Origin of the sequence: Amycolatopsis sp. NPDC051045, assembly GCF_040682955.1 — a bacterium.
Classification (GTDB): domain Bacteria; phylum Actinomycetota; class Actinomycetes; order Mycobacteriales; family Pseudonocardiaceae; genus Amycolatopsis.
In genome coordinates this window covers 41,473-68,003 of sequence record NZ_JBFBCC010000018.1, presented here as the reverse complement: position 1 = coordinate 68,003, position 26,531 = coordinate 41,473, and the positions used below count along the sequence as shown (strand labels likewise).

The window sequence follows — 26,531 nt, the reverse complement described above, 5'->3', positions numbered from 1 at the left end:
TTGATCGGAGGACCGACGATGTGGGGGTGCTTCGATGCCGCAGAAGGCGTTCCGGTTCGGCGTGGTCGCGGGAGCGGCCGAAGGCGGCGCGAAGTGGCTCGCCACCGCTCGCCGCGCTGAAGAACTCGGCTATTCGACGCTGTTGTGCCCGGACAACCTGAACCTGCCGACGCCGACCGCGGCGCTCGCGGCCGCCGCCGCGGTGACGACCGAGCTGCGCGTCGGCTCGTTCGTCCTGGCCAGCCCGCTGCGCACCGCGCGGGCCGCGGCCTGGGAGGCGCACAGCCTGACCGTCGTCACCAGCGGCCGGTTCGAGCTCGGCCTCGGCACGGGGCTGCCGTCGATGCGGCAGCAGGCCGACGAGCTCGGGCTGCCGTACGGCTCCGGTCAGGAGCGCCTCGACTCGATCTCCGAGACCGTCGACCACGTCCGCCGGCTCGACGGTGCCGCGCACACGCCGGTGATGATCGCCGCGGGCGGGCCGAAGGCGCGCCGCCTCGCCGGGGCGAAGGCCGACATCGTCACGCTCGCCGGTGGCCCGCTGACCACCCGTGAAGAAATGGCGCAGTACGTCGGGGAGATCCGCGCGGCGGCCGGTGCTCGCGACATCGAGCTGGCGCTGAACGTCTGGGTCGTCGGCGAGCAGGTGCCGCCGTGGATCCGGCGGTTCATCGGGGTCGACGCCGAGACGCTCGTCGAGCACGACTCGCTGGCCATGCTCCGCGGCAGCGTCGACGACATGGCGGCGGAGCTCGAACGGCGCCGCGAAGAACTCGGCGTCTCCTACATCAGCGTCAACGGCGGGTTCCTCGAAGAGTTGGCCCCGCTGGTGGAGCGGTTGTCGGGGAAGTGAGCGTCGCGGGATCGGTGTTGGCGCCGCAGAGCACGACGGCGACCCGTTCGCCGGGCGCGGGCCGGTAGGCGCCGGAGAGCAGGGCGGCGAACGCCGTCGCCCCGCCGGGTTCGACGGCGAGGCGGTAGCGGTCCCACAGGATCGCCCTGGCTCGGACGATCGCGGCGTCGTCCACCAGCACCGAGCCCGCGTTCGTGCGGGTGGCGACCGCGAAGGCGATGTCGCCGAGCCGGGTCGCGCCCAGCGAGTCGGTGGCGACCCCGGACACCTCGACGGAGACCGGCGCCCCGGCGGCCAGCGCCGCGTTCAGCGTCGGGATCGTGCGTGGTTCGACGCCGACCACCCGCGCCCGGCCCTCGGTCGCGGCGGCGACGCCGGCCAGCAGCCCGCCGCCGCCGACCGCGACCAGGATGGTGTCCGGCTCGTCGGCCTGGTCCAGGAGTTCGAGGCCGAGGGTGCCCTGCCCGGCGCAGATGTCCGGCTGGTCGTAGGCGTGGCAGAAGAGCGCGCCGGCGTCCGCCGCGTGCTTCACGGCCGCGTCGTAGGCGTCCGCGTACTTCTCGCCGACCAGGTCCACCGCCGCGCCGAGCTGCCGCAGCTTGGCCACCTTCACCGCGGGCGCGGTCGCCGGGACGTAGACCCGCGCCGGAAGGCCGAACTCCCGGGCGGCGTAGGCGACGGCGAGGCCGGCGTTGCCACCCGAAGCGGCCACGACCCCGGCCGCCGAAAGCTCGCCCGCGGCGAGGATCCGGTTGAAGGCGCCGCGGGCCTTGAACGACCCCGTGTGCTGCACCTGCTCCAGCTTGAACCACACGCCGTCGTCCGCGGCGAACACCGGTGTCCGGCGGATCCGGCCCTCGATGCGTGCGGCCGCCCGTTCCACATCCGCAGTGCTGATCATGTCCCCAGCATGCGCGTGGGCCGCCGTAAGCACCAGCGACGTCTCCTATGCTGACCTTAGCAATGCTTACGGCTGGAGGCTCCCGTGCTCGACGCCCATCGCCTGGCTTTGCTGGCCGAGGTCGCGCACGCCGGCTCGATCGCCGCGGCCGCTAAGAGACTCGCCTTCACGCCGTCCGCCGTCTCGCAGCAGCTGGCCAAGCTGGAGCGCGACGTCGGTGCCCGCCTGCTGCACCGCCACGCTCGCGGTGTCACGCTCACGCCGGTGGGGGAGGCGCTGCTCACCCACGCCGAGACGATCGTCGGGGAGCTGCGCACGGCCGAGCGGACGGTCCGCGCCCTGCTCGACGACGAGCCGGCGCAGCTGACCGTCGGCACGTTCGCGAGCGCGGGCATGACGCTGGTGCCGGCCGCGCTCGCCGAGTTCCGCCGCGACCACCCCGCGGTGGCGCTGCGGCTGCTGGACCTCGAGCCGCCCGACGGGTACGGGCTGGTCAGCTCGCGCGATCTGGACCTGCTGATCACCCACCGCTACCCCGGCGCACCGCTGCCCGACCCGCGGGGACTCGAACGGTCGCTGCTGCGCTCGGAGCGCTTCCGGCTGATCCTGCCGAAGGGCCACGCGAAGGCGCGCGCTCGCCGGCTCACCCTGGGCGCGCTGGCCGGGGAGGACTGGATCTCCGGCAGTCCGGGCGTGCCCAACCGCGCCTGCCTCGAGCAGCTCGCCGACGCCGCCGGCGTCCGGTTGCGGGTGGCCTACGAGACCCGGGACTACCAGGTGATCCTGGCGTTGGTGGAGGCCGGGCTCGGCATCGCGTTCGTCCCGGAGAGCGTGCTCGACCGGGTGGGTCCGGCGCGCGTCGAGGTGCGGGACGCGGCCGACGCGCGTCCGGCGCGGGAGATCTTCCTGGTGCACCACCGGCGTCCGGGGCGGCTGGTGACCGAGATGGTGGCGCGGCTCAGCCGTCCCCGGTAGCCGGCTCGACGGCCGGGAACCGGCTGCGGCTCAGCCGACCGGCCGCCCCGCACTCTCGAACCGCGCCGAGGCGGCCCGCAACGCGTCCAGGCACGCCCGCACCGCACCGCGGTCCTCCTCGCCGGCCCGGCAGATCGCGTGGATGGTGCGGGTCAGTGCCGGGCGCGTGGTCAGGATCCGGACGCCGTCGGGCAGCCGGTCGCGCGCCAGCCGGGGCACCAGTGCCGCGCCGACGTTGCCCGCCACCAGGGCCAGCTGGGTCGGGTAACCGCCGACGGTGCAGCTGATCCGGGGCTCCAGCCGTTGCTTGCGCAGCACTTGCACCAGCCACTCGTGGCAGCCGGACCCGGCGGTCCAGCCGATCCACGGCAGATCGTCCACTTCGGACAGATCGACCGCCTTGCGGTGGGCCAGCCGGTGCCCGGCGGGCAGGGCGAGGTCCGCGACGTCGGAGAACAGCGCGATGCGCGTCGTCGACGGCGGGAGCACGGTCGGGCGGTCGTTCCAGCTCTCCAGCACCGCGACGTCGAGGTCGCCGGCCAGTACCCGGGGCATCGTCTGCTCGGCCTCGCCCTCGTGCAGGGTCACCGCGAGCCGTGGGTGCTGTGCGGCGAGGGTGGCCAGCGCGGGGGGCAGCAGCGCGTGCACCGTCGTCGGGATCGCGCCGATCCGCAGCGGCCCGATGACGTCCTCGCGCAGCAGTTCCAGGTCCGCCTTCGCCGCGGCGACCTGCGCGAGGATCCGCTCGGCGTGCCCGGCCAGCACCTGGCCCGCCTTCGTCAGCCGGACGCCGCGGCCCCGGGGCTCCAGCAGCGGCTGGCCGGCTTCGCGTTCCAGCTTCGCCAGTTGCTGCGACACCCCGGACGGCGTGACGTGCAGCGACTCGGCCGCCGCGGCGACCGAGCCCTGGGTGGCGACGGCGTGCAGCGCGCGCATCCGCTCGAGTCCGAACACGGTAGTGATGCTACCGAATTCCCCGCACAAACATTCGCTTGTCCTTGACAGTTGCCGCCCGCACGCTGGAGGCGTGACCACGACCGCGTCCCGGCCCGCTCCGCCGTTCACCCGCCGCTTCGACCCGCGGCTGCTCGCCGCGCTGGGCAGCTTCTGCATCTCGCTGTCGTCGGTCTTCATCAAGGTTTCCCACGTCAGCGGCAGCACGAGTGCGTTCTGGCGCTGCCTGCTCGCCCTGCCGGTGCTGCTCCTGCTGGCGGGACGGGAACGGCGGAAGGCCGGCCCGGCACCGCGCCGTCGCGTGCTGTTCCCGCTGCTGGCCGGGGCCGGGCTCGGCCTCGACTTCGTGCTCTGGGGCGAAGCGATCCCGCGGGTCGGCGCCGGCATCGCCACCGTGCTCCTCGCCGTGCAGGTGGTGATCGTGCCGCTGCTGGCGTTCGGGTTCCTGGCCGAGCGGCCGTCGAAGCGGTTCCTCGCCGCGGTGCCCGTGCTGGTCGGCGGGATCGTGCTGGCCGGCGGGTTCGCCGGCACCGGCTCGTTCGGCCCGGACCCGGTCACCGGAGCGGTCGCCGCGCTGCTCGCCGGCGCCGGGTACGCCGGCTACCTCTTCCTGATCCGGCTCAGCGGCGGCACGGGCACGCAGGCGCACTCGCTGGTGCTGGCCACGGTCTCCGCCGGCGTGGTCGCCGTCGTGCTCGGCGTCCCGACCGGCACGCTCGACCTGGCGCCCGGCCGGCCCGCGTTCGGCTGGCTGGTCGCGCTCGCCGGGGTCGGCCAGCTCGCGGGCTGGCTGCTCATCTCCGCCGCGCTGCCCCGGATGTCGGCCACCACCGGGGCGACGCTGATGCTGCTGCAGCCGGTCGGCGCGGTGCTGCTCGGCATCGGCCTGCTCGGGGAGACGCTCGGATGGGCACAGCTGATCGGCTGTGCCGGTGTCGTCGCCGCGGTCTGTTTCGCCGGTGGCGGCAGATCTGCGGGCGAGAGCCGTCCCGGCTAACGTCGCGGGCATGCGGGTGCTGGTGGCCGGGGCGTCGGGGTTCGTCGGCGGCCGGTTGTGCCCGGCGCTGGAACAGGCCGGGCACGAGGTGCTCGCGATGACCCGCCACCCCGCGAAGTACCGTGGCGCCGGGAAAGCCGTCCGCGGCGACGTCGCCGACGTCGGTTCCCTGCGTGACGCGCTCAAGGGGGCCGAAGCCGCCTACTACCTCGTGCATTCACTCGACAGTGCGGACTTCAAGCGTCGTGACGCCGCCGCCGCGCGGGCGTTCGCCCGGGCCGCCGCCGACGCGGGTCTGCGCCGGATCGTCTACCTCGGCGGCCTGGGGAACGACGACGACTCGCTTTCGGCGCACCTGGCCAGCCGGCGCGAGGTCGAGCGGCTGCTGGGCGAGACCGGCGTGCCGGTGACGGTGCTGCGGGCCGGGATCGTGGTCGGGCACGGCGGCACGTCGTGGGAGCTGACGCGCCAGCTGGTCGAGCACCTGCCGGCGATGGTCACCCCGCGCTGGGTCACCACCTGCACGCAGCCGATCGCGGTCGCCGACGTCGTCCGCTACCTGGTCGGCGTCCTCGACCACCCCGACGCCGGCGGGCGGACGTTCGACATCGGCGGCCCCGAGGTGCTGGCCTACCGCGACATGCTGCAGCGGGTCGCGGCGATCGAAGGCCGGCCGCTGGTGATCCTGCCGGTGCCGCTGCTGTCCCCGCGCCTGTCGTCGTACTGGCTTTCGCTCGTCACGGACATCGACGTCACGACCGGGCGGGCGTTGATCGACTCGATGACCAACGAGGTGGTCGTCCGCGACGACGCGATCCGCCGGATCGTCGAGTTCGAGCCGATGGGCTACGACGAAGCCGTCCTGCAGGCGCTGGGCGAGCGGGCGAAGAGCCGGCGGACGGGGTGAAGCCCTTCCTCGCCGCGGTGACGGCCGCCGGATCGGGGCTGCTCGGCGCCTCGATCGCCAGCCGCCCCGGATCGCGCCGGTTCCACGTGCTCACGGCGTCGGTCGCCGCGACGTGGCTCGCCGGGGCCCACGCGGCCGGACCGGTGCCCCGCGGCCGCCGGGACGTCGTCCAGCCGGTGGCCGCGGGCGCCGGCGCGTTCGGCGTGTTCTACGGGTGCGCACTGGTGGCCCGCCGCATCCCGCCGCTGCGCCGCGCGATCACCGGCGTGCTCGACCACGCCCACCACGGTTCGACGGCCTCGGTGGCGGCGACGACGCTGGTCACGGGCGCGGCGGAAGAGGTGTTCTTCCGCGGTGCGCTCTACGACGCCAGCGGCGCGCGGGCCGCCACCGCGCTGTACGTGCTTTCCACGACGGCGACCCGCAATCCCGCGCTGGTGCTGGCGTCGGCGGCGATGGGCACGCTCTTCGCCTGGCAGCGCCACCGGTCGGGCGGGGTGCAGGCGCCCCTGCTGACGCACGTGGTGTGGTCGGCGCTGATGCTCGGTTTCCTGCCGCGGCTGTTTCCGCCCGGCTGAGTCAACCGGGCGCTTTCCCCGCCGGGGCCGGAGTTCCGACCCGATCGACGGGCTTCGTCAGCCGCGCCATCGAGGCTCGAAGCGATCCTGGCGGCCGGGTAGGCCGGGGCGCCAGAATGGGCGCGTGCGGATACTCCTGCTCGCGGCCGTCGCCGTGCTCGCCACCGGGTGCCAGGCCGAGGTGGCGGGTCAAGCCGCACCGACCGGCTTCATCGTCAAGGACGGCACGCAGCTGCGGTTCCGGCCGGTGCTCACCGAGGTGCAGCCGGGCCCGGCGACCGGCCCGGCGGCCGAGCGGCAGAGCACCGACCCGGCCGCGCAGCAGGCCGCCGTGCAGGGATTCGACTGCGCCCAGGGCAAGCCGGATCCGCTCGACGGCCGGGACGACCCGGCGCTGCCGCTGGTCAGCTGCGACCGCGCCCAGGGCACGAAGTACGTCCTCGGTCCCGGGTTCCTCAGCGGCGCGGACGTGAGCCGGGTGGACGCCGTCCTGGACCCGCAGACGGGCAGCTCGGTCATCAATCTCAGCTTCACCGCCGAGGGTGCGCGGATGTGGGCCGAGTGGACCGGGCAGAACGTCGGCAAGCAGGTGGCGGTGGTGCTGAAGAGCCGGGTGCTGACCGCGCCGGCGGTCCAGTCCGCCATCACCGGGGGCGAAACGCAGATCACCGGCAAGTTCACCTTGCCCGAGGCCCGGCAGCTGGCCCGGGACATCGCCGGCGGCTGACGCTCAGCAGGTCGGCCGGGTCACGGCTTCCGTGCAGGCTTCGACCTCGCTCTTGTTCGTCGCCTGGTGGAGCAGCTCGTAGAGCGTTTCGCGCTGCTCGCCGGTCAGTCCGCACAGCACCTCGTCCTCGACCGCGGCCAGCGCGAACTCGGCCCGGACCAGCAGCTTCACGCCGACGTCGGTGAGTTCGACGACGTGGCGGCGCCGGTCGACGGGGGAGCGGCGGCGCTCGATCAGGTTCTCGGCCTCGAGGTCGTTGAGCAGCCCGACGACGTTCGTGCCGTCCATTTCCAGGATCTTCGCCAGGTCCTGCTGCGAGCTGCCGCCCAGGTCGCGCAGCACGGTGAGGGCGATCAGGTGGCGCGGCCGCAGGCCGAGCGGGGCCAGCACCGACTCGCTGCGCAGCCGCATCCGGCGGGAGAGGTGGTCGAGCAGCGCCCCGCAGCGGTGGGGCGGCTGGTTCACGACCGGCAGCGACGTCATGTGCCCAGTATATGGGCGACCCAACGGTCGATGTGCTATTAATGGTTTGTCCTACACAAACGATCCATGAAGGGCTAATCAGATGGCGCATCTCCTCCACATCGACTCGAGCATCCAGGGCGAGCGTTCGGTGAGCCGCCGGCTCAGCGCGCGGGCCGCGGCGGCGTGGCGCACCGCGCACCCGGACGGCACGGTCACCTACCGCGACCTGGGCGCGCACCCGCTGCCCCACATCGACGCCGCGAGCGGGCTGGCCGGGATGGTGCCGCCGGAGCAGCACACGCCCGAGCAGGCGGCCGCGTGGGCGCGGACCGCCGAGCTGGTCGACGAGATCAAGGCGGCCGACACCGTCCTGCTGGGGCTGCCGCTGTACAACTTCGGCGCGCCGAGCAGCGTCAAGACGTGGGTCGACCACCTGATCGCCCCCGGCCTTTCGATCGACCCCGAGACGCAGGCGGGCCTGCTCGGCGGCCGCGAGTTCATCGTGCTGGCGTCCAGGGGCGGCGGATACGGCGAGGGCACGCCCCGCGAAGGCTGGGACCACGCCGAGCAGTGGCTCCCCCACGGCGTCTCGCTGACCGGCCTGGAGCCGCGCTTCATCACCGCGGAGCTCACGCTGGCCCACGTGAACCCGGCGATGGCGGAGCTCATCCCGCTGGCCGACGCGAGCCTGGCCACGGCGGAGCGCGTCATCGACGAACTGTGGGTCCCGGCACACGTCTGACCGGCGGGGTCCGGGCCTCGCGACCCCGCGGCGCCCGGCCCCAAGTCCAGGAGCCGCTCGAAGAACCCGCCGCTGCGCGACCCATGGCCCCGACGGCAGCAACGCCCATCGCGGGCGGTACCGTGCCGCGGCGGGCGGACTGGCATGGCGCGGCACGGGCGGCGCCTGGGCGAGGAAGGTCGGGTTTGAGCGCGCACACCTCCCAGATGGACGACATCCGGCTCGTCGCGCAGCCCAGCGCGCTGCCGGTCACCGAGCTGTTCGTCCGCCTGATCCTCACCGACTGGTCCCTGCTGCCGATGCTGGAGCAGGTGACCGCCACGGCGAAACGGCTGGTCGAGGCCGTGGTCGACGCCAGCGACCCGAAGGCGCCCGCCTTCGTCACCCTGCGGCTGCGGCTGCGCGCCGAGGTGCTCTCCATCGAGGTCGACGACGACGTGCCCGGGCGCCCGGAACCGCAGGCCCGCCCCGGCGAGCGGCTGGGCGTCGCGCCCGCCGACGGCGGCGGCCGGACCACCTGGTGCGAACTGCCGCTGCCGGGCGGGATGACCGCGCGGCAGGTGCGCCTGCCGCGGCGCCAGGAGCGCCGGACGCTCGTCGACGAGCCCGTCTCCGGCGATCCGGTCGTCGCCGATCCGGAGGTGCTGGAGCGCCTGCTGACCCGGCTGAGCGGCTGGTCCGGCCAGAGCTGAACGCTTTCGCTCGCCCGTCCGTGCATCCAGGCAGGGGGTGACGTGGACGCGAGGAGGCAGCCGTCGTGCGGATCGTGATCGCGGAGGACGACGCCCTGCTGCGGGAAGGGCTGGTGCTGCTCCTGCGCAGCGAAGGGTTCGAAGTCGCCGCCGCCGTCGACCACCCCGGCGACCTGGTGGCGTCGGTCGAAATCGAGGAGCCGGACCTGGCCGTCGTCGACGTCCGGATGCCGCCGACGTTCACCGATGAAGGCCTGCGCGCCGCCCTCGAAGCCCGGCGCCGGGTGCCGGGCCTGGCGATTCTGGCGCTTTCGGCGTTCGTCGAAGACGGCTACGCCGGTGACCTCCTGGCCGCCGGCGACGGGGGAGCCGGTTACCTGCTCAAGGAACGGGTCGGCAAGCCGGACGAGTTCCTCGACGCCCTGCGGCGCGTGGCCGCCGGCGGCACGGTCCTGGACCGGGACGTCGTGGCGGTCCAGCTGGCCCGGCCCCGGCCCGGCGACCCGGTCGCGACGCTCACCGCGCGGGAACGCGAAGTGGTGGCGTTGCTGGCCGAAGGCCATTCGGTGCCGACGATCGGGCGGCTGCTCGGCATCGGCACCGCCGCGGCGCGGCAGCACGCCGGGGACGTCAGCGCGAAGCTGCGCGTCCCCGACGGTGCCCAGGCGATGCTCAGCTACCTGCGGGCGTGAGGACTTCGGCCTGCCGCTGCCGGTACCGGGCCACGTTGGCCAGCTTGACGTCTTCGTAGCCGCGGACGAGGTCGGGGAGCTCGGCCAGCGCCAGCACCCGCGCCCGGTCGACGTCCCCGGCGCGCAACGCCCGCAGGACCACGCTGCGGTAGTCCTCGATCAGCTCGCGCTCCACGCGCCGCACCTCGGCGCGGCCGAACGGGTCCCAGCGGGTGCCGCGCAGCCGCCGCAGCGCGTGCAGCAGCCGGAACGCCGGGCGGAACCACGGGCCGAGGCTGATCTTGCGCTTCATGCCGAGCGCCCGCAGCACCGGCGGGTGCAGCCGGTAGGCGTACCGCGTGCCCACACCGAACTGCTCCTCGAGACCGTCCGTGAACGCCGGGTCCAGCGACAACCGGGCGACCTCGTACTCGTCCTTGTACGCCATCAGCTTGTACAGGTGCTTCGCGACCGCCTCGGTGATCTCCGTCGGCCCGTCCTCCAGCACCCGCACCTGCTCGACGAATTCCGCGTACGCGCGGGCGTAGGCCTGGTCCTGGTAGGCGACCAGGTCGGGGATCCGGATGTCGAGCAGGCGGGCCAGCTCGGAGCCCGGCTCGGCGTGGACGAGCGCCCGCGCCGCCGTGGGCTTCGCGGTCTCGGGCTTCGGGGACGGCGCTGTCGCCGGAGGATCGGCGACGAGCAGGCGGCCGCGGCGGAACGCCTGCAGGTTCGCGGCGACCTGGGTGCCGTTCAGCTCGATGGCGCGCTCGATCACCGAGGCGGGCAGCGGGATGGCGCCGGTCTGGAAGGCGGCGCCCAGCTGCAGCACGTTGGCGAACTGGTCGTCGTCGAAGAACTCCTCGGCCAGCCCGCGCGCGTCCAGCGACACCGTGCGCGACGCGGCGGTATCGATGGGCGCGAGAACGCTGCCCGGGTCCGGGAAGGACACCGTCGTGTCGACGACCATCCGGCCGGTCGGGACTTCGGTCGTGGAGACGACGGCAGTCGTGCGGGCCGGGTCGGCGACACCGAGGTTGGCCGCGTCCGCGCCGACGAGCGCGTCGCACGCCAGGTAGAGGTCGCACTCGCCGGCAGCCAGCTTCGGGGCCTGTTCGACCGGTTCCGCCGTCACCTTCAGGTCGGAGACCACCGCGCCGCCCTTCTGCGCGAGCCCGGTCTGGTCGAGCGTGCGGACGTGCCGCCCGTCGAGCACCGCGGCCGTGGCGAGGATCTGGGTCACGGTGACCACCCCGGTGCCGCCGATGCCGGTGATCCGCACGGTGAAGTCCTTGGCCGGGGTCTCCGGCGCCGGAACCGCGTCGGCGGCCAGTTCGGCCGCCTTCCGGCGCTGCTTGCGGCCGGTCGGCACGACGGTGACGAACGATGGGCAGTCGCCGGCCAGGCAGGAGTAGTCGACGTTGCACGACGACTGGTGGATCGCCGTCTTGCGGCCGAATTCGGTCGCCACCGGCTGCACGGACAGGCAGTTCGACTTGGTGCCGCAGTCGCCGCAGCCCTCGCAGACCCGCTCGTTGATCACCACGCGCGTCGCGGGCGCGGTCTGCTTGCCGCGGCGCCGTTTCCGGCGCTTCTCGGCCGCGCACTCCTGTTCGTGGATCAGCACGGTCACGCCCTGGACCGCCGCCAGTTCCTCCTGCGTGCGCAGGAGTTCGGTGCGGTCGCGGACCTCGACGCCGGCAGGCAGCTTCCGGCGCCGCAGCCGCGCGGGCGCCTCGCTCGTGATCACGACTCGCTGTACGCCCTCGACGAGCAGCAGTTCCGCGACCTTCTCCACGGGCAGCCCGCCCACCGCGTCCTGGCCGCCGGTCATCGCCACGGCGGAGTTGTAGAGCAGCTTGTAGGTGATGTTCACCCCGGCGGCGACCGCCGCGCGCACGGCGAGACTGCCGGAGTGGGTGAACGTGCCGTCGCCGATGTTCTGGACGAAGTGCCCGGCCTCGACGAACGGCGCCATGCCGATCCACTGCGTGCCTTCGCCGCCCATCTGCGTCACGCCCAGGACGGTGCCCACCTGGTCGGGCTCCATGAACAGGGCCATGGTGTGACAGCCGATGCCGCCGCCGACCAGCGTGCCTTCCGGGACCTTCGTCGACGAGTTGTGCGGGCAGCCGGAGCAGAAGTACGGCGTGCGCGCGAGCAGCGGCACGGAGATGCGCTCGCGGCGGCGCCGTCCGCGCCAGGCTGCGACCGGCGGGATGTCCCCGGGCAGGCGCCGGGCCAGCCCGGCCGCGATGCCGTCCGGGTCCAGCTCGCCGAGCTCGGTGAACAGCGTCCGGCCGTCGAGGTCCTTCTTGCCGGTGATCCTCGGTGCGCCGGGAAGGCCGTAGAGGGTTTCCTTGAGCGCGGTTTCGACGAACGCGCGCTTCTCCTCGACGACGACGATCTCCTCGAGGCCGTCGGCGAACTCGCGGACGATGCCGGGTTCGAGGGGGTGGATCGCGCCGAGCTTGAGCACCCGGATGCCGTACCGGTTCAGCGCTTCCGCGTCCAAGCCCAGGGTGCGCAGCGCCTGCTGGAGGTCCAAATAGGACTTTCCGGCGGACACGATGCCGATCCGGTCGGCCGGCCCGCGGCTGGTGATCCGGTTGATGCCGCTCGCCCGCAGGTAGTCGAGCACCAGGGGGAGCCGGACGGTGAAGAGGCTGCGCTCCAGTTCGGCGAGGCCGGCGCCGAGCAGCCGGGACGTCGGCGTGTGCCGGTAGGCGTTCCCGAGTTCGGGGGCGGTCCACTGAGGACTGACGGTCGCGGTGCCGGAGGCGTCGGCGACGTTGGCGACGATCTTCAGCGACGTCCACACCCCGGCCGCGCGCGACAGCTCGACGGCGTGCATCCCGAGGTCGAGGACGTCCTGCGGGTCGGCGGGGTAGAGGATCGGGATGGCCAGATCGGCGAGGGCGAGCTCGGACGCGCAGGGGACGGTGGAGGACTTCGCGTTGGGGTCGTCGCCGACGAGCGCGACCGCGCCGCCCCGCGGGTCGGTGCCGGCCAGGTTGGCGTGGCGGAGCGCGTCGGAGGCCCGGTCGAGCCCGGGGGCCTTGCCGTACCAGAAGCCGGTGACACCGCGGCGCCCGCCGGCACCCGCGACGAGCTGGCTGCCCATGACCGACGTCGCGGCCAGTTCCTCGTTGAGACCGGGCCGGTGCACGACATCGTGCTTCTCCAGCAGCGTCGCGCGGCGGCCGAGTTCGAGGTCGTAACCGGCCAGCGGGGAGCCTTCGTAGCCCGAGACGAAGACGGCGGGGTCGCCGCCGCGGGCGCGGTCGTGGCGGACGCGGTCGAACAGCAACCGGACGAGGGCCTGCACCCCGGTCAGGTGCACGGTTCCGGCCTCCCGCAGATAGCGGTCCTCCAGCGTGAACGTCTCCACGGCGCGGCTCCCTTCGCCTCGGTGCGCTTCGGGGCACGATGCGATGCGCACCACACTCACGCAACAGGCAGTCTAGCTTTTGCGGCTCACGCGCAAATTTTGGTGGGTGATCGCGTCGATTGGCTCGGATTTTTGCGCGCGGTTACCCTCGGACGCATGCCCGAAGAGCTGCTCGACGCGACCGACCACGAGATACTGGGCCTCTTGCGCGAGGACGCCCGCCGGACGCTGTCCGACATCGCCGGCCGCGTGACGCTGTCCACGGCGGCGGTCAAGCGCCGCATCGACCGGCTGCGCGAGACCGGGGTGATCACCGGGTTCACGGTTCAGGTCGACCACGCGAAACTGGGCTGGGGGATCGAGGCGTTCACCGAGCTGCGGTTCGTGGGCAACGCGAAGGTGGACGAGATCCTCCGGACGACCACCCGCATGCCGGAGGCCCAAGCGGTCTTCACGATCGCGGGCGACCCCGACGCCTTGGTGTGGCTGCGGGTCCGCGACATGGCGCACCTGCAGAAGACGATCGACGAGATCCGGCGGCACCACCAGGTGACGGGGACGAAGACGTTGATCGCGCTCGAATCCTGGTCACGGGGGAGTTGACGGTGGACCTCGTGACGCTGGCGCAGCGCCCGGACGTGCCGGTTTACGGAATCCCCTATCCGCCGGACTCACCGCGGTTCATGGAAGGCAGCCTGGCGAGCTTGCTGGTGCGCGGCCGGCGGGTGGCGCGGTTGTGGCCGCACCTGGTCGTCGCCTTGCTGGACGGCGGCGAGCCGGTGGCGCGCGGGGTGATGGTGCCGTTCCGTGGGCGGGGGTCCCTGCCCGCCCGTGGCTGGGATGAGGTGGCCGTCTGGGCCGCTGAGGATGCCCTCGACGGGGTTGCTCCGGACACCGCTTGTGCCTTGGAGATCGCCGTGCATCCCGAGCACCAGGCGCGTGGCCATTCTTCTGTGGTGCTGGAGGCGATGCGGGAAGCCGTCGCCGCGGCGGGGCTTGCGTCGCTCGTGATTCCCGTGCGGCCACCGGACAAGGCGGCCGTTCCGCACGTGCCGATGGGTGACTACGCGTTGTCCACCCGCCCGGACGGCTTGCCTGTCGATCGGTGGCTGCGCACGCATGTCCGGGCGGGTGGGCGTCTCGAGGGTGTTGCTCCCTGCTCGGCGACGGTGCAGGCTCCGCTCGCTGATTGGCGGCGGTGGACCGGGTTGCCGTTCGATCGGGATGGTGCGGTGGTGGTTCCCGGTGCTCTTGTGCCGGTGCTGGTTTCCGTCACGCAGGATTTTGCGGTCTATGTCGAACCGAATATCTGGGTTTCGCATCCTGTGGCCGGGGTCCCACGCGCCTAACCACGCAAAAGGACGCCCGAAGTGCGCTCCCGGTCGAAGAACGTCTCCGGCCATTCGATCGAGTCCGGCGGTGCCTCGATCGCCGCGGCGCGGCGGCGGAGCTCGCTCAAGTACTCCGTGTCCAGCACCGCACGGGCCGACAGGGGCTCCCGCAGCAAGAGATCGGCCGGGCCCTCGTACAGGTAAGCGTCCACACCGGGATAACCGCGCGTGTCCGGCGGGTAGTCGCGGTTCACCGGGAAGAACGTCGTGTCCAGCGAACCGAGCCACGAACCCTGCACCGGCACCAAAGCCGGCCACGACCCCAGCCGCTGCTCGAGCCGCGTGTTGTCCGAAGTGAACCCGCGGTGGTCCGCGACCACGTACGCCGCCCCCGGGTACTCGCGCTCCAGCTGGGCCACCGCGCCGCTGCCGCCGTCGTGGGTCAAGTGGCCCAGGCCGAACAACATCAGCGCCTTGCGGTGCTTCTGCAGCACCTGCGTCTTCACCACCGACACGATCGAGGCGTCCCGGTCCAGGAACGGCTCCAGATCCGGCGGCGAGTGGACGCGGCTCCAGTCGATCGGCGGGTCGGAAGCCAGCACCCGGATCTTCCGCGACGCGGGCAGCGTCGTGTTCACCTGCCGCACGAGCGCGAAAAGCTGTTCGTAGAACGTCGAGAACCCGCAGCTCGGCTGCGTCGTGTCGCGCCACACGGTGTTGATGCCGGGCGCCTCGCCGCCGGCGATGTAGGCGTCCAGCAGCGGCTGGAGACGCGCGTTGCCGCACTCCACGACGATGTCGTTCACCCGGGCCGGGAAGCGCGGGTCGCGGATGAGGTCGAACACGAACGTTCCCACGTCCGGGCTGGACTTGGCGACGATCGGGTGGTCGTCGAACGCCGCCAGCAGCGTGCCCGCCGGGTCGGGACGCTGCTGGCCCGCGTCCGCCGGGACGGCGAACACGACCGCCGCCGCCGCGAGCAGGGCCAGGATGAGTCGCATCGGAGCTCCTCGGGTTAGTTCCCCCACTGTCCTACGACTATAGGACAACTCGGTCAGCATTCAGCCCGTTCCGGGCCCGTGTCAAGGCCGGGTCAGTGCCGGAACGCCTCCGCCAGCCACCACGATCCGCCGTCGTCGGCGATCTTCGCGTCGATCACCAGTGGTGCCGTGCGGGGCCCCGCGAGCCACTGGCGTACCGCGAACAGGTCTTCCGCCGATCGCACGGTGACGCCCCCGCACCCGAAGCCGCGGCCGATGGCGGCCACGTCGGAGTCGGGGAAGCGGACCGTCGTCATGTCGGCGTCGCCGAAGTGGTGGACCTCCGCGCCGTACGCCGCGTCGTTGTAGACGATCACCACCAGCGGCAGGCGGAGCCGGACCGCCGTGTCCAGTTCGGACAGTGCCATGTGGAACCCGCCGTCGCCGGTGGCCAGCACCGGCAGCCGATCCGGGCGGGCCAACGCCGCGCCGATCGCCGTGCCCAGGCCCAGCCCGATGCTCTGGAACGCCTGGGTGAAGCAGAACCCCTGCTCGTCGGGCACCGACAGGTACGCGCTCGGGTAGCCCATGAAGTTGCCCGAGTCGATCGAGACGATCCGTTCGGCCGGCAGGAGCTCGTCCAGCAGCCTGCTGAGCGTCCGTGGGTCGATCCGGCCGTCGCGGGACAGGTCGTCGTGCTCCACGTCGTTCCAGCGCCCGGCCGCGATCCGGGCCGCGACGTCGCCGGTGCGGTAACCCCGGCGCTCCCGCGCCGAAGCGAGGACGTCCGAAGCCGTGCACGCGACGTCGCCGACCACGCCCAGGTCGATCGGGCGGTGCGCGCCGAGTGCCGCCTGCTCGACGTCGACCTGCGCCAGCTTCGCGTGCGGGCTGAGCAGCTTGCCGTGGCGGGTGGTCCACGTGTTCAGCGCGCAGCCCCAGCCGACGACCAGGTCGGCGCCCACGATCAGCTCGGCGGCCACCGGGGAGGCGAACCCGCCGGAGATGCCGAGGGCGAACTCGTCGCCGTGGAACAACCCGTGCGCGACGGCGGAGGTCGCCAGCAGCGCGCCGCACCGCGAAGCCAGCTCCCGCAAAACCTCCCGGCTTCCACGGGCACCGCGGCCGGCGATGAACACCGGCCGTTCGGCGGCCGCGAGGAGATCCGCCAGCGCGGCCACCGAACCGGCGTCCGGGCGGACCGGAGCGGGCCCCGGTACGCCCGGCAGTGCGGGCGAGGACGGCGCCGGCTGGGCCTGGACGTCGAGCGGCAGGTTCAGCACCACCGTCCGGCGCTGCTGGCGCGCGGTGCGGAACGCCCGCACGGTGTCGGCCACCGCGCTCGCGGCCGAGTGCACGCGTTCGGGCACCGCGCCGACGGCCGCGGCCAGGCCGTCCTGGTCGATGCGGAAGTTCGACAGCACCGACGAACCCGCGGAGTCGGCGGTGAGCACCAGCATCGGCGTCCGGCTCTTGGCCGCCTCGGTGATCCCGGTGACGGCGTTGGTCAACCCGCACCCCTGGTGCAGCGACAGCACCGCCACCTTCCCGCTGATCCGGGCGTAGGCGTCGGCCATGCTCGCCGCGCCGCCCTCGTGGCGGGCGGCGACGAACCGGACGCCGCCCGCGCGCAACGCGTTGGTCACCTCGAAGTTGCCGCTGCCCACCACGCCGAACGCCGTGCCGGCGCCGAGACCGGCCAGGGTGCGGCCGACGAGTTCGGCGACGTTCACCGCTCCACCAGGGCCAGGACGCGGGCGGGGCTGCCCGAGCCGCCGACGATCGGCAGCGGCGAGACGACCAGGAGCGTCCCGGTCGGCGGCAGCGCGGCCAGGTTCCGCAGCTGCGTCAGGCCGTGCTTGCCGGCGCCCAGCAGGAGTTCGTGGCAGGGGAACATCGGCTCGAGCCCGGGAGCCTGCCCGGCGTCGGTGCCGACGGTCTCGACGCCGAGCCCGGTGATCGGCGCTTCCTCGGCGAGCCACCGCGCGCACTCCGGCGAGACGCCCGGGGTGTGCGAGCCGGCTTCGTCGGCGTTGAGGAAGTCCTCCTGGTCGGCGCTGCGCGCGTCCCAGCCGGTGCGGTACAGCAGCCAGCCGCCGTCGGGGAGCGGCCCGTGCTCGGCCGTCCAGGCGTGGACGTCGTCGACCGAAAGCAGGAAGTCCGGGTCCTCGGCCGCCCTCGCGGAGAAGTCCAGCACGACCGCGGGGGCCACGAGGGTCTTCAGGGGTACCTGGGAGACGTCGTGACCGTCCTTCCCGGACACCCAGTGCACCGGGACGTCCAGGTGGGTGCCGGTGTGCTCGCCGGTTGGATGTCGTTCCAGTACCACCGCGGGCCGCGCTCGTCGTAGCGGCTGATCTCCTCCAGCCGGAACGGGATGGTGTTGGCGAACGGCTCGGGCAGCCGCAGGATCGGCGTGCTCGAGCTCAGGGGAGCGGTGAGGTCGACGATCTCGATCGTCCCGGCCGCGATCGCCTTGCTCAGCCCGTCCAACAACGACATGCCTGCCTCCCGGTGCCGGTGTGCGCTTTCGATCGAGACCCTATGCCTTGACAGCCGGCCGCGGTGAGGTGTTGTCTTAATGTCGTAAGACAATAGGAGGGTGGGCAGGGTGATCGAGTTCGTCCTGGACGGTCGCTCCCGGGTCGCCACGTACATGCAGCTCGTCGTCCAGGTGAAGCAGGCGCTGCGCGTGGGCCTGCTGCGGCCCGGCGACCAGCTGCCGAAGGTGCGGGACGTGGCCGAGGCGCTGGCGATCAACCCGAACACCGTGCTCAAGGCCTACCGCGAGCTGGTGCTGGCGGGACTGGCGGAAGGCCGGCCGGGGGTGGGCACGTTCGTCACCGGCACCCTCGCCGGGCCCTCGCTCGGCAGCGGCAGCCAGGCTCGGCTGCGGGACGAGCTGGTGGCGTGGCTGGAGCGCGCCGAAGCCGCGGGGATGTCGGCCGACGACGTCGCCGCCCTCATCGAGACCACGATCCGCGGCACCCGGGTGCCGCACGACCTGTCGTAGGGAGTCCGGAATGGAGCTCGCGGTGGAAGCCAGGGCGCTGGGCAAGCGCTACGGGCGCACCTGGGCGTTGCGCGACTGCGCGCTGGAGGTGCCGGCCGGGCGGGTCGCCGCGCTGGTCGGCCCGAACGGCGCCGGCAAGACGACGCTGCTGCACCTGGCCGTCGGCCTGCTGAAACCCGACGCGGGCGAGGTGCGCGTCTTCGGCCGTGCGCCGCGGTCCGTGCTCGCCGACATCGGGTTCGTCGCGCAGGACACCCCGCTGTACCGCGACTTCACCGCGGCGGAGCTGATCACCATGGGCGCAAAGCTGAACCGCCGCCGCTGGGACACCGCGCTGGCCCGCGACCGGCTCGCCGGGCTCGGCATCCCGCCGGACCAGCCGGTCGGCAAGCTGTCCGGCGGCCAGCGGGCGCAGGTCGCGCTGGCGCTGGCCCTGGCGAAACGGCCCCGGCTGCTGCTGCTCGACGAACCCATCGCCAGCCTGGACCCCCTCGCGCGCCGCGAATTCATGCAGACGCTGATGGGTGCCGTGGCCGAAAGCGAGACGACCGTGCTGCTGTCTTCGCACCTGCTCGCCGACCTCGAACGCAGCTGCGACCACCTGATCCTCCTGCAGCGGTCCCGCGTCCAGCTGGCCGGGCCGGTCGACGAGCTGCTCGACCGCCACCGCACGCTCGTCGGGCCCCGGGCCGGGAGCGAGTCCATCACCGGTGTCGCGGACGTGGTCCGCGCCAGTCACACCGAACGCCAGTCGACGCTGCTGGTCCGCCGCGGCGACGGCCCGATAGATCCACTGTGGACGGAACACGAAGTGACCTTGGAGGACGTGGTGCTGGCCCACCTCGCCGAAGCCGGGACCCGCGTTCCCGCGTCCGCGTGGGAGGTGCCGGCATGATCTGGCTGACCTGGCGCCAGCACCGCAGGCAGGCCCTGTTCACCCTCGTCGCTCTCGGCGTGCTCGCCGCGATCATGGTGCCCACGGGCCTGGCGATGCACGCGAAGTACGACAGCCTCGGCCTGGGTGCCTGCCGGGCCGCGCTCGGCAGCGCGTCGATGATCACGCAGACCGAGGCGATGGCACGCTGTGAAAGCCTCGGCCACCAGTTCCAGCAGGAGTTCGGCGGCATGATGCTCGTCGCCGTCCTGTTCGTGGTCCTGCCGGTGCTGGTCGGGGTGTTCTTCGGCGCGCCGCTGGTCGCCCGCGAGGTCGAACAGGGCACCCACCGTCTCGTGTGGACGCAGGACGTGAGCCGCCTGCACTGGGCGCTGGTCAAGTTCGGCCTGCTCGGCGCGATCACCGCGGTGCTGGCGATCGGCTACGCACTGGGCGTGTCGTGGTGGTTCCGGCCACTGGTCACCGCGAGCACCGGCCGGCTGAACTACCTGTCGTTCGACGTCCAGGGGATCGTCCCGATCGCGTACACGCTGTTCGCGCTGGCGCTGGGTGCCTTCGCCGGCACGTACTGGCGGAAAGTCCTGCCCGCCATGGGGATCGCCCTGGTCGGGTTCGCGGCGGTCCGCGTCGCCGTCGAGGTGTTCGCCCGGCCGCGGTACCTGCCGGCGCGGACCCTCTCGTTCTCACCGGACGGGCAGCGGACGCCGAATCCCGCGTCGGGCGACTGGGTGCTGGACCTCGGCGTCCGCAACGCGGCCGGGGAAATGGTGCTGCCGAACTCGCAGATCGGCCCCTGCCCACCCGGCGGCTGCGGTGCCAACCCGGCCGGCCCCGGTGCGCAGAACTGGCTGCAGTACCAGCCGGGGGACCGGTTCTGGATCTTCCAGGGCGTCGAGACCGGGATCTTCGTGCTCCTGACGGCCGCGCTGGTGTTCTTCGCGATCCGCCGGGTGCGCACGATCGCCTGACCGGCGAGACCCTCCGGCCGGGCACTTCCCGCCGGAGGGCCTCGCGTGTTCGTGAGTTCCCCACGCGGTGGCGGATATCTGCGGCCGATCGGGTGATCTGCCGGGGTAAGCGGCCGAACCCTCCCCGCAGTGCCGGTGTGCCGCCGTAAGGTCGCTCCCGGTGAGGGAGCACAACGGTCGTGCCGCTGGGCGCGCGGGGGATTCGGAACCGTGGCGGGTATGCCTGCTGGACTCGACGGGCCGGGCACTGGGCGCCGGGATGCTGCTGGGCGAGTCCACGGTGCTCACCTGTGCGCACGTCGTGCAGGCCGCCGGGGAGGAAGCGCTTTCGGGGCCGCACGTGCTGGTGCGGTTCGTCGGCGTGGACGGCATGCCGGAGACGCTCGCCGCCGTGCGGCCCGGTTGCTGGGTGCCGCCGTCGGACGACGGCCGGGGTGACATCGCGGTGCTGGACCTCGTCGAAGCGTTCCCCCACCTGTCCGGCGCCCCGCTGGTGCGCCTCGGCGCCGTGCGCGACCGGGTGGTCCACACCTACGGCTTTCCGCCCCCGCACCACTACGGCGTCTGGGTGAACAACGCCGAGCTGGCCGGCCCGGCCGGAGCCGCCGGGGAGTGGATCCAGCTCAACTCGAAGCTGCCGGGGGAACGGGTGCGCCGCGGCTTCAGCGGCGCGGGCGTGATCGACAAGGCGACCGGTGCGGTGCTCGGCATGGTGGTCACCGAGTACACCGACGAACGGGCCGGGCTCGCCTACCTGATCCCGGTCGAGGTGATCGTCCGGCACGTGCCGGACGTCGCCCGGTGGGTGGGCGATCCCCCGCGGCCGTCGGCCGGCCCGCTGATCGTCCTCATCGGGGACCGCGACGCGGCCGTCCGGGAAGGTTTCCTGGCCCAGGTGCGGCGCGAGCGCCGGGTGTCCCGCCCGCCGAGGGCGGACCGGGTGCCCGGTGGGCGGCTCGACGCGGTCGTGGACGCCACCGGCAAGACCGCCCGCGAGGTGGCCGAGCACGTCAGCGCCGACATCAGCACCGGGCCGGCCCCCACGGTGCTGGCCACCAACCCGGAGGACGTCGCGGTGGCGGTGACCAGCGTCGAAGCTTCGCGCGCACCGGAGGAAGTGCTCACCGAGGTGCTGCGGCCCTTGATGGACCAGGGAGCCACCGTACTGGTCCAGTTCAGCGGGCCGGACTCACCCGGCGTGGACCTGGCCCGGCGCTGGGAAAAGGAGCGCAACGCGCGGCGCCTGGAGCGGCTGGCGCTGCTGGTCGACATGGTGGAGCACGAGGAGGAACGCACGCGGGAGCGAGCCGGCCGCATCGGTTCGGGTGAGCAGGTGCCCGCCGATTCCGTGGACCTGCGCCTGCGGCTGGCCGTCCTGCGGTCGGCGGGCGAGCGGACCGAACCGGGCCGCGTGCGCCTGGCCCTGGCGAAGGCCGAACGCGACGCGGAAGCGGCCCGGCGCAAGCTCGTCCGGCGGCACGCCGAACTCGACGCGCAGATGGCCCTGCTCGACGAGCTCCTGGGCCGGCTGCGCGCCTACAACGCCAAAGCCACCGACGCGGGCCGGGTGGAGGACGAGGAACTGGGCGAGCTCTACCGCGCGGCCATGGTGGCGCTGACCTCCCGGCCGGTCGATCTCGAAGCCGCGGCCGAGCCGGTGGAGCGGTACGTGCGCGCGGTCCGCCGCCGGTTGGAGGGCGTGTGACGGCGGAAGCGGTGTGGTGCCACGGGCAGCCGGTCGGGCCGACCGGGTTCTGCGAAGTGTGCGGCCGCCGCCGGGTGCCGGTGGAGCGGCCGGCCACGTCCGGGCCGGCTCCCGAGAGCACCCGGCGCAGCGTCGAGCTCTGGGGCGGTGAGGCGGACTTCCAATCGCTGCCCGCGATCGAGGTGCCCGATCCGGAAAAGCTGGTCCTCGCCGACCCGGACTACCCCGAGCAGCACCGGTTCTGCGGCCACTGCGGGGAACCCGTGGGCCGCGCCTACGCCGACGAGCCGGCGTTCGCCGAGGGGTTCTGCGAAAACTGCGGCGAGCGCTTTTCCTTCCTGCCCAAGCTGAAGCGCGGAGAGCGGCTCGGTGACCGCTACGAAGTCCTCGGCTGCTTCGCCCGCGGCGGGCTCGGCTGGGTGTACCTGGCCGCCGACACCGCGCTCGCCGGCCAGCACGTCGCGCTCAAGGGCGTGATCAACAGCGGCAGCGCCGTGCTGCGCGCGCTCGCGCGGGTCGAACGCGACGTGCTCGTCCGGCTCGACCACCCGAACATCGTGCGCATCAACGACTTCGTCGAGCACCCGCCGCCCGGCGGCGGTGAGCCCGACACCTACCTGGTGATGGAGTACGTCGGCGGGCGCTCGCTGCGGGACCTGCTGAAGCAGGGGCCGCCCCCGCGCGTCGAGCACGTGATCGTCTACGGCCGGGCGATCCTCGGCGCACTGGACTACCTCCACGGCGAAGGCCTGCTCTACTGCGACATGAAGCCGGAGAACGTGATCCACGGCGACAAGCGGGTCAAGGTCATCGACCTCGGCGCGGCCCGCTCGATCGACGACGCGGCCGGTCCGAGCGTCGGCACCGAAGGGTTCCAGGCGCCGCCGCACGAGCTGGCCCGGCACGGCCTGACCGTTCGTTCGGACCTGCACACCGTGGGCCGGACGCTGCAGGTGCTGCTCGAAGCCGCCGGCGAAGACGCCGACCCGGACCGCGTCGCCGGCGGCCTCGACTCGCTGAGCCGGGTGCTCGAGCGCGCGGTCGCGCCGTTCGAGCGGCGGTTCGCCACCGCGTCCGAAATGGCCGAGCAGCTCGACGGCGTGCGCCGGGAAATCCTTTCCCTGCGCGACGAACGGCCGCGACCGATGCCGTCGGCGTTGTTCGAGGACACCGCGGAACTGCTCGACGACGGCCTCGGCGCGGTGCCCGGCCTCGAGCACTGGGTCACCGGCGAGCACGCCGGGGACCAGCTGGATCTCGGGCTGCCCGACGCCGCCGAGGGCGCCGGCCGGCTGCCGATCCCGCGGGTCGCGCCCGACGACTCCGCGGCCGGCTTCATCGCGGCCGCGGGGGCACCCGGACCGCACCGCTGGCTGCACAAGCTCGCGATGTTCGGCGAGCGCTCGGCCGAGATCGCGTTCGCCCGGACGCGGGCGCTGGTCGCGCTGCGGGACCCCGGCGCCGCGGCCGCGGCTCTGTCCGAGGCCGAAGAACTGCTCGGGACCGAGGCCGCGCGCGACTGGCGGGCGGCCTGGCACCACGGGTTGCTGGCGCTGGCCCGCGACGACGCCGAGCAGGCCGCGGTCGCGTTCGACCGGGTGCACCGGAGCTGGCCCGGCGAGCTCGCGCCGAAGCTGGCGCTCGGTTTCTGCGCCGAGCTGCGCGGGCGGACCGAGCAGGCCGGGCGCTGCTACCGCTCGGTCTGGCACCGGGACCACAGCCAGGTCAGCGCCGCCTTCGGGCTGGCCCGCTGCCACCTGCGGACCCGGGGCCGCGACACCGCGGTCGCCCTGCTGGACGTGGTGCCGCCGATTTCGCGCCACTACGACGCCGCGCGGATCGCCGCCGTGCGGATCCGGGCGGGCCGCCTGCCGTCCGGGCCACCGGGCCGCGACGACTTCGCCGACGCGGCGCGGCGGCTGCCCGAGCTCTACCTCGACCGGGAGGCCCAGGACCGGCTCGAGGCGCTCGTCCGCGAGGCCGCACTGGCCGCACCGGCGGAGCACGACGGCTGGGACGGGGGCGCGCTCCTCGGCGAGCGCGTCACCGAACGCGGCCTGCGGTCGCTCCTGGAGCAGTCCCTGCGCCGGCTCGCCGAGCGGGCGCGGGACCGGAACGAGCACGGCGTGCTGGTCGATCTCGCGAACTCCGTCCGGCCGAAGACGAGAAGGTGATCGGATGCCCGAGCGGGACCGCCCGTCGTTCACCCTCCAGCTGAGCCAGAACAAGTACCTGGCGCCCGCCGACGACCGGATGGACGTCGTCCTCACCGTGCGGGTGGGCGACGCCGCCGCCACCGCGGTCGCGCCGCCGCCGGCCGCCGAACTGCTGCTGGTGGACTGTTCCAGCTCGATGGACTGGCCGCCGAGCAAGATCGAGGCCGCGCGGCACGCCTGCCGGGCGGCGATCGGCTCGCTGCGCGACGGCGTGCTGTTCGGGGTGGTCGAATGCACCGGGCACGCCCGGCTGGTGTACCCGGCCGCGCCGCCGCTGGCGGTGGCCGGCGAGCGGACCCGGCACGAGGCGAAGGCCGCGGCCTCCGGGCTGATCGCCGGGGGCGGCACCGCGATGAGCACGTGGCTGGACCTGGCCCTGGAGGTGTTCGACCGGACGCCGGTCGCCATCCGGCACGCCGTGCTGCTCACCGACGGCAAGAACGAGTCCGACCGCGCGGGGGCGCTGGACGCCGCGCTCGACCGCTGCCAGGGCCGGTTCGCCTGTGACGCCCGGGGAATCGGCGACGACTGGGAGCCGCGGGACCTGCAGCGCATCGCCTCCGTCCTGCGCGGCAGCGCGGACGCCGTCCTGGAGGACGCCGACCTCGCGGGGGACTTCCGGCGCCTGGTCGAGCGGGCGATGGGCCGGACGGTGCCCGACCTCCGGCTGCGGATGACCACCATGTCCTACAGCCGGCTGCGGTTCGTCAAGCAGGTCTTCCCGACCGAGGTCGACCTCACCCCGCAGTGCCGGACCGAAGGACCCGTGCTCGAGCTGCCCACCGGGGCGTGGGGCGACGAGCTGCGCGAGTACCACCTCTGCCTCGACGTCGAGCCGGCAGAGCTGACGCGGTACGAGGACCGGCTGCTGGGCACCGTCACCCTCTTCGAAGGCGCCGACGACGCGGTCGGCGAGCGGCTGGCGGTCGTGGGCTACCTGACCGACGACCTGGCGCTCTCCAGCGTGCCGGACGACAACGTCGCCCGGGTCACCGGGCAGGCCGACCTGAGCCGCGCGGTCCAGGCGGGCTGGGACGCCTTCGACCGCGGCGACCGGGCGGGAGCGGCGCGCGACTGGGGCACCGCCTTCCGGCTGGCGACCGAGCTGGGCAACGCGGAGAACGTCAAGCGCCTGGGCCGGTTGATCGACGTGCGCGACGACGGCGTCGTGACGTTCAAGGAGGGATTGCGCCCGCGCGACGTGTTTTCCGCGCTGCTCGGTTCGACCATGTCCACTTACACCGGTGAGGCTCGCACCGGTGAAACCGAGCCCGCCGCGGCCGTCCCGCCCGAAGGCGGCGGCGCACCGCGCGAATGCGTCCAGTGTGGACACAAGGCCCGGCCGACGGCGAAGCGGTGCGGGCACTGCGGCGAGCCGTTCGAGACGGGAGCGCCCTCGTGACCACGACCAGCACCACCCGGCAGACGCTGTGGTGGCTGCGGCTCGGGCTGGTGGCCGGCAGCGTGCTGGTGCTGGGGACCGCGCTGGCGACCTTCCTCGGCGTGCGGGCCAGCATCGCCGAGGTGCGGGAGCGGACCGCACCCGCGGTGCTCGAAGTGTCACTGGCCAAGGAGGCGATCGTGGCCGCGCACGACGCGGCGGTGGACGCGTTCGAGCACGGCCAGGTGCAGCTGACCGGCCCGAGCGAGCAGTACGAGGACGGAATCGCCCTGGCCGGCCAGCAGCTCGCCCAGGTCGCGGAGCACAACGCGGCCGGTGAGCAGGGTAGCCAGACGCTGCGGCTGATCGAAGGGCTGCTGCCGGCGTACAACGGCTTCATCGGGCAGGCCGACGCCCACTTCCGGCAGGACGGGGGCGGCCCCCTCGCCGCGAGCAACCTGCTGTCGGCGTCGGACCTGCTGACCGCACCGGAGAACGGCATCCTCGCGCGGCTCGACACGCTCGAGGCCGCCCAGCGCGCCGCACTCGACGACCAGCTCGGCGGCGACTGGCTGGACCCCGCGGTCACGCTGCTCTGGGCGGTGCCGCTGGTCGTCCTGCTCGGCACGCTGGGGTGGACCCAGCGGTTCCTCGCGCGGCGGTTCCGGCGCACGGTGAACGCCGCCCTGCTGGCCGCCACGGTGGCGTGCGTGCTGCTGGGCACGGGAACGGCGCTGCTGCTCGGCGTCCAGTCCGACGCGAGGGACAGCGGTGCCGCGCTGGAGCGGACCGTGGACACCCGGACCACCGCCACCACGGCCGCCGCCGACGGGGCCCGGTGGACCCTCGCCCAGGTGCTGGCCGCCCAGTGCGGGCCCGGGGGTGCGGCCGGGTGCGGCGACACGGTGGCCGCGTTCGCCGCCGCGACGGTTACCCCGCCCACCGTCCTGCCCGCGCGCCCCAGTAGCGCCGACGAGTCGGCGCTGCTGGGGCCGGGGCTCACCGAACCGGGCTGGAACGGCGCGCTCGGGTACGGGATCCCCGTGCTGGCCGCCGGGATCGGCGTCCTGGCGGCGGGCGGCCTGCAACCACGGCTCGACGAATACCGGTTCCGCGCGACGAGAGGCCGGAGACAGCCGTGACTACTGTGCCGATTGTTACTGATCCGACTACAGTCACGGCCGGACGG

The 26,531-nt window shown here is 73.4% G+C and carries 24 protein-coding genes and 1 pseudogene; 18 read left to right on the top strand and 7 right to left on the bottom strand.

Translation table 11 applies throughout. The features are described from left to right. The first annotated feature begins 34 nt into the window (after window positions 1-34). Window positions 35-853 carry an LLM class flavin-dependent oxidoreductase gene (locus AB0M80_RS33640; RefSeq protein ID WP_364573011.1) on the top strand — a complete coding sequence of 273 codons (819 nt, stop codon included), beginning with the start codon at window positions 35-37 and terminating at the stop codon, window positions 851-853. Here the strand turns inward: AB0M80_RS33640 and AB0M80_RS33635 are convergent. Then, window positions 795-1,754, bottom strand: coding sequence for a threonine/serine dehydratase (locus AB0M80_RS33635; RefSeq protein WP_364573009.1), 960 nt, complete (start codon window positions 1,752-1,754; stop codon window positions 795-797). The two genes, AB0M80_RS33640 and AB0M80_RS33635, sit on opposite strands and share 59 nt — an antisense overlap. Window positions 1,755-1,838: 84 nt before the next feature. Here AB0M80_RS33635 and AB0M80_RS33630 point away from each other — a divergent pair, with 84 nt between their 5' ends. After that, on the top strand, window positions 1,839-2,729 hold the full coding sequence (locus tag AB0M80_RS33630) for a LysR substrate-binding domain-containing protein (RefSeq protein ID WP_364573007.1): 891 nt from the start codon (window positions 1,839-1,841) through the stop codon (window positions 2,727-2,729). A 30-nt stretch (window positions 2,730-2,759) separates the two neighbouring features. Here AB0M80_RS33630 and AB0M80_RS33625 read toward each other — a convergent pair whose 3' ends face one another. Next, window positions 2,760-3,683, bottom strand: coding sequence for a LysR family transcriptional regulator (locus AB0M80_RS33625; RefSeq protein ID WP_364573005.1), 924 nt, complete (start codon window positions 3,681-3,683; stop codon window positions 2,760-2,762). Window positions 3,684-3,756: 73 nt separating this feature from the next. Here AB0M80_RS33625 and AB0M80_RS33620 point away from each other — a divergent pair, with 73 nt between their 5' ends. The 4 genes from AB0M80_RS33620 (at window position 3,757) to AB0M80_RS33605 (ending at window position 6,892) form a co-directional block, all read left to right on the top strand. Continuing rightward, window positions 3,757-4,680, top strand: a complete 924-nt coding sequence (locus AB0M80_RS33620) for an EamA family transporter (protein WP_364573003.1) — start codon at window positions 3,757-3,759, stop codon at window positions 4,678-4,680. A 10-nt stretch (window positions 4,681-4,690) separates the two neighbouring features. Next, the gene (locus tag AB0M80_RS33615) at window positions 4,691-5,587 is read left to right on the top strand and encodes an NAD(P)H-binding protein (RefSeq protein WP_364573001.1); all 897 of its coding nucleotides are present in this window, start codon (window positions 4,691-4,693) and stop codon (window positions 5,585-5,587) included. Beyond that, window positions 5,584-6,165, top strand: coding sequence for a CPBP family intramembrane glutamic endopeptidase (locus AB0M80_RS33610; protein ID WP_364572999.1), 582 nt, complete (start codon window positions 5,584-5,586; stop codon window positions 6,163-6,165). The genes AB0M80_RS33615 and AB0M80_RS33610 overlap by 4 nt, the downstream gene beginning before the upstream one ends. A 124-nt stretch (window positions 6,166-6,289) precedes the next feature. Further along, the gene (locus AB0M80_RS33605; RefSeq protein WP_364572997.1) at window positions 6,290-6,892 is read left to right on the top strand and encodes a precorrin-3B C(17)-methyltransferase; all 603 of its coding nucleotides are present in this window, start codon (window positions 6,290-6,292) and stop codon (window positions 6,890-6,892) included. Window positions 6,893-6,895: 3 nt separating this feature from the next. Here the strand turns inward: AB0M80_RS33605 and AB0M80_RS33600 are convergent, their stop codons facing one another. Beyond that, a complete protein-coding gene (locus AB0M80_RS33600) occupies window positions 6,896-7,375 on the bottom strand; it encodes a MarR family winged helix-turn-helix transcriptional regulator (protein ID WP_364572995.1) in 480 nt (159 codons plus the stop codon). 82 nt (window positions 7,376-7,457) lie between these two features. Here AB0M80_RS33600 and AB0M80_RS33595 point away from each other — a divergent pair, with 82 nt between their 5' ends. The 3 genes from AB0M80_RS33595 to AB0M80_RS33585 all read left to right on the top strand — a co-directional run bounded on the left by AB0M80_RS33595 (window position 7,458) and on the right by AB0M80_RS33585 (window position 9,483). Next, window positions 7,458-8,099, top strand: coding sequence for an NAD(P)H-dependent oxidoreductase (locus tag AB0M80_RS33595; RefSeq protein ID WP_364572993.1), 642 nt, complete (start codon window positions 7,458-7,460; stop codon window positions 8,097-8,099). Window positions 8,100-8,284: 185 nt separating this feature from the next. After that, window positions 8,285-8,791: an ATP-binding protein gene (locus AB0M80_RS33590; RefSeq protein WP_364572991.1), complete on the top strand. Its 507-nt coding sequence runs from the start codon at window positions 8,285-8,287 to the stop codon at window positions 8,789-8,791. Between the two features lie 65 nt (window positions 8,792-8,856). Continuing rightward, the gene (locus AB0M80_RS33585) at window positions 8,857-9,483 is read left to right on the top strand and encodes a response regulator transcription factor (RefSeq protein WP_364572989.1); all 627 of its coding nucleotides are present in this window, start codon (window positions 8,857-8,859) and stop codon (window positions 9,481-9,483) included. Here AB0M80_RS33585 and AB0M80_RS33580 read toward each other — a convergent pair. Beyond that, on the bottom strand, window positions 9,464-12,853 hold the full coding sequence (locus AB0M80_RS33580; protein WP_364572987.1) for an indolepyruvate ferredoxin oxidoreductase family protein: 3,390 nt from the start codon (window positions 12,851-12,853) through the stop codon (window positions 9,464-9,466). The two genes, AB0M80_RS33585 and AB0M80_RS33580, sit on opposite strands and share 20 nt — an antisense overlap. 156 nt (window positions 12,854-13,009) lie before the next feature. Here AB0M80_RS33580 and AB0M80_RS33575 point away from each other — a divergent pair, with 156 nt between their 5' ends. Both AB0M80_RS33575 and AB0M80_RS33570 read left to right on the top strand, forming a co-directional pair. After that, window positions 13,010-13,456, top strand: a complete 447-nt coding sequence (locus tag AB0M80_RS33575) for an Lrp/AsnC family transcriptional regulator (RefSeq protein ID WP_364572985.1) — start codon at window positions 13,010-13,012, stop codon at window positions 13,454-13,456. Between the two features lie 2 nt (window positions 13,457-13,458). Beyond that, window positions 13,459-14,202, top strand: a complete 744-nt coding sequence (locus tag AB0M80_RS33570) for a hypothetical protein (protein ID WP_364572983.1) — start codon at window positions 13,459-13,461, stop codon at window positions 14,200-14,202. Here AB0M80_RS33570 and AB0M80_RS33565 read toward each other — a convergent pair. The 3 genes and pseudogenes from AB0M80_RS33565 to AB0M80_RS33555 all read right to left on the bottom strand — a co-directional run bounded on the left by AB0M80_RS33565 (window position 14,199) and on the right by AB0M80_RS33555 (window position 17,666). Next, the gene (locus AB0M80_RS33565; RefSeq protein ID WP_364572982.1) at window positions 14,199-15,185 is read right to left on the bottom strand and encodes a hypothetical protein; all 987 of its coding nucleotides are present in this window, start codon (window positions 15,183-15,185) and stop codon (window positions 14,199-14,201) included. The genes AB0M80_RS33570 and AB0M80_RS33565 overlap by 4 nt on opposite strands. A 92-nt stretch (window positions 15,186-15,277) precedes the next feature. Continuing rightward, on the bottom strand, window positions 15,278-16,897 hold the full coding sequence (locus AB0M80_RS33560; protein ID WP_364572980.1) for a thiamine pyrophosphate-binding protein: 1,620 nt from the start codon (window positions 16,895-16,897) through the stop codon (window positions 15,278-15,280). Beyond that, a pseudogene (locus AB0M80_RS33555) lies at window positions 16,894-17,666 on the bottom strand (cyclase family protein). The gene AB0M80_RS33560 and the pseudogene AB0M80_RS33555 overlap by 4 nt, the downstream one beginning before the upstream one ends. Before the next feature lie 109 nt (window positions 17,667-17,775). Between AB0M80_RS33555 and AB0M80_RS33550 the strand changes: the two are divergent. From AB0M80_RS33550 to AB0M80_RS33520, 7 genes are all read left to right on the top strand, one after another. Beyond that, on the top strand, window positions 17,776-18,177 hold the full coding sequence (locus AB0M80_RS33550) for a GntR family transcriptional regulator (RefSeq protein WP_364572978.1): 402 nt from the start codon (window positions 17,776-17,778) through the stop codon (window positions 18,175-18,177). 10 nt (window positions 18,178-18,187) lie between these two features. Beyond that, on the top strand, window positions 18,188-19,072 hold the full coding sequence (locus AB0M80_RS33545; RefSeq protein ID WP_364572976.1) for an ABC transporter ATP-binding protein: 885 nt from the start codon (window positions 18,188-18,190) through the stop codon (window positions 19,070-19,072). Further along, window positions 19,069-20,040: a transporter gene (locus AB0M80_RS33540; protein WP_364572974.1), complete on the top strand. Its 972-nt coding sequence runs from the start codon at window positions 19,069-19,071 to the stop codon at window positions 20,038-20,040. The genes AB0M80_RS33545 and AB0M80_RS33540 overlap by 4 nt, the downstream gene beginning before the upstream one ends. 160 nt (window positions 20,041-20,200) lie before the next feature. After that, window positions 20,201-21,745: a trypsin-like peptidase domain-containing protein gene (locus AB0M80_RS33535; protein ID WP_364572972.1), complete on the top strand. Its 1,545-nt coding sequence runs from the start codon at window positions 20,201-20,203 to the stop codon at window positions 21,743-21,745. After that, complete coding sequence (locus AB0M80_RS33530) at window positions 21,742-23,919, top strand: tetratricopeptide repeat protein (protein WP_364572970.1); 2,178 nt, start codon at window positions 21,742-21,744, stop codon at window positions 23,917-23,919. The genes AB0M80_RS33535 and AB0M80_RS33530 overlap by 4 nt, the downstream gene beginning before the upstream one ends. 4 nt (window positions 23,920-23,923) lie before the next feature. Continuing rightward, window positions 23,924-25,363, top strand: a complete 1,440-nt coding sequence (locus AB0M80_RS33525) for a VWA domain-containing protein (protein ID WP_364572968.1) — start codon at window positions 23,924-23,926, stop codon at window positions 25,361-25,363. Continuing rightward, the gene (locus AB0M80_RS33520; protein WP_364572966.1) at window positions 25,360-26,484 is read left to right on the top strand and encodes a hypothetical protein; all 1,125 of its coding nucleotides are present in this window, start codon (window positions 25,360-25,362) and stop codon (window positions 26,482-26,484) included. Before AB0M80_RS33525 ends, AB0M80_RS33520 begins: the two co-directional genes overlap by 4 nt. Window positions 26,485-26,531: the final 47 nt, after the last annotated feature.

What these genes read in the sequence shown, in the direction of transcription:
- AB0M80_RS33640 (WP_364573011.1), top strand. Translation starts at nt 35, where the DNA reads ATGCCGCAGAAGGCGTTCCGGTTCGGCGTGGTCGCGGGAGCGGCCGAA.
- AB0M80_RS33635 (WP_364573009.1), bottom strand. Translation starts at nt 1,754, where the DNA reads ATGATCAGCACTGCGGATGTGGAACGGGCGGCCGCACGCATCGAGGGC.
- AB0M80_RS33615 (WP_364573001.1), top strand. Translation starts at nt 4,691, where the DNA reads ATGCGGGTGCTGGTGGCCGGGGCGTCGGGGTTCGTCGGCGGCCGGTTG.
- AB0M80_RS33600 (WP_364572995.1), bottom strand. Translation starts at nt 7,375, where the DNA reads ATGACGTCGCTGCCGGTCGTGAACCAGCCGCCCCACCGCTGCGGGGCG.
- AB0M80_RS33595 (WP_364572993.1), top strand. Translation starts at nt 7,458, where the DNA reads ATGGCGCATCTCCTCCACATCGACTCGAGCATCCAGGGCGAGCGTTCG.
- AB0M80_RS33575 (WP_364572985.1), top strand. Translation starts at nt 13,010, where the DNA reads ATGCCCGAAGAGCTGCTCGACGCGACCGACCACGAGATACTGGGCCTC.
- AB0M80_RS33565 (WP_364572982.1), bottom strand. Translation starts at nt 15,185, where the DNA reads ATGCGACTCATCCTGGCCCTGCTCGCGGCGGCGGCGGTCGTGTTCGCC.
- AB0M80_RS33545 (WP_364572976.1), top strand. Translation starts at nt 18,188, where the DNA reads ATGGAGCTCGCGGTGGAAGCCAGGGCGCTGGGCAAGCGCTACGGGCGC.
- AB0M80_RS33540 (WP_364572974.1), top strand. Translation starts at nt 19,069, where the DNA reads ATGATCTGGCTGACCTGGCGCCAGCACCGCAGGCAGGCCCTGTTCACC.
- AB0M80_RS33525 (WP_364572968.1), top strand. Translation starts at nt 23,924, where the DNA reads ATGCCCGAGCGGGACCGCCCGTCGTTCACCCTCCAGCTGAGCCAGAAC.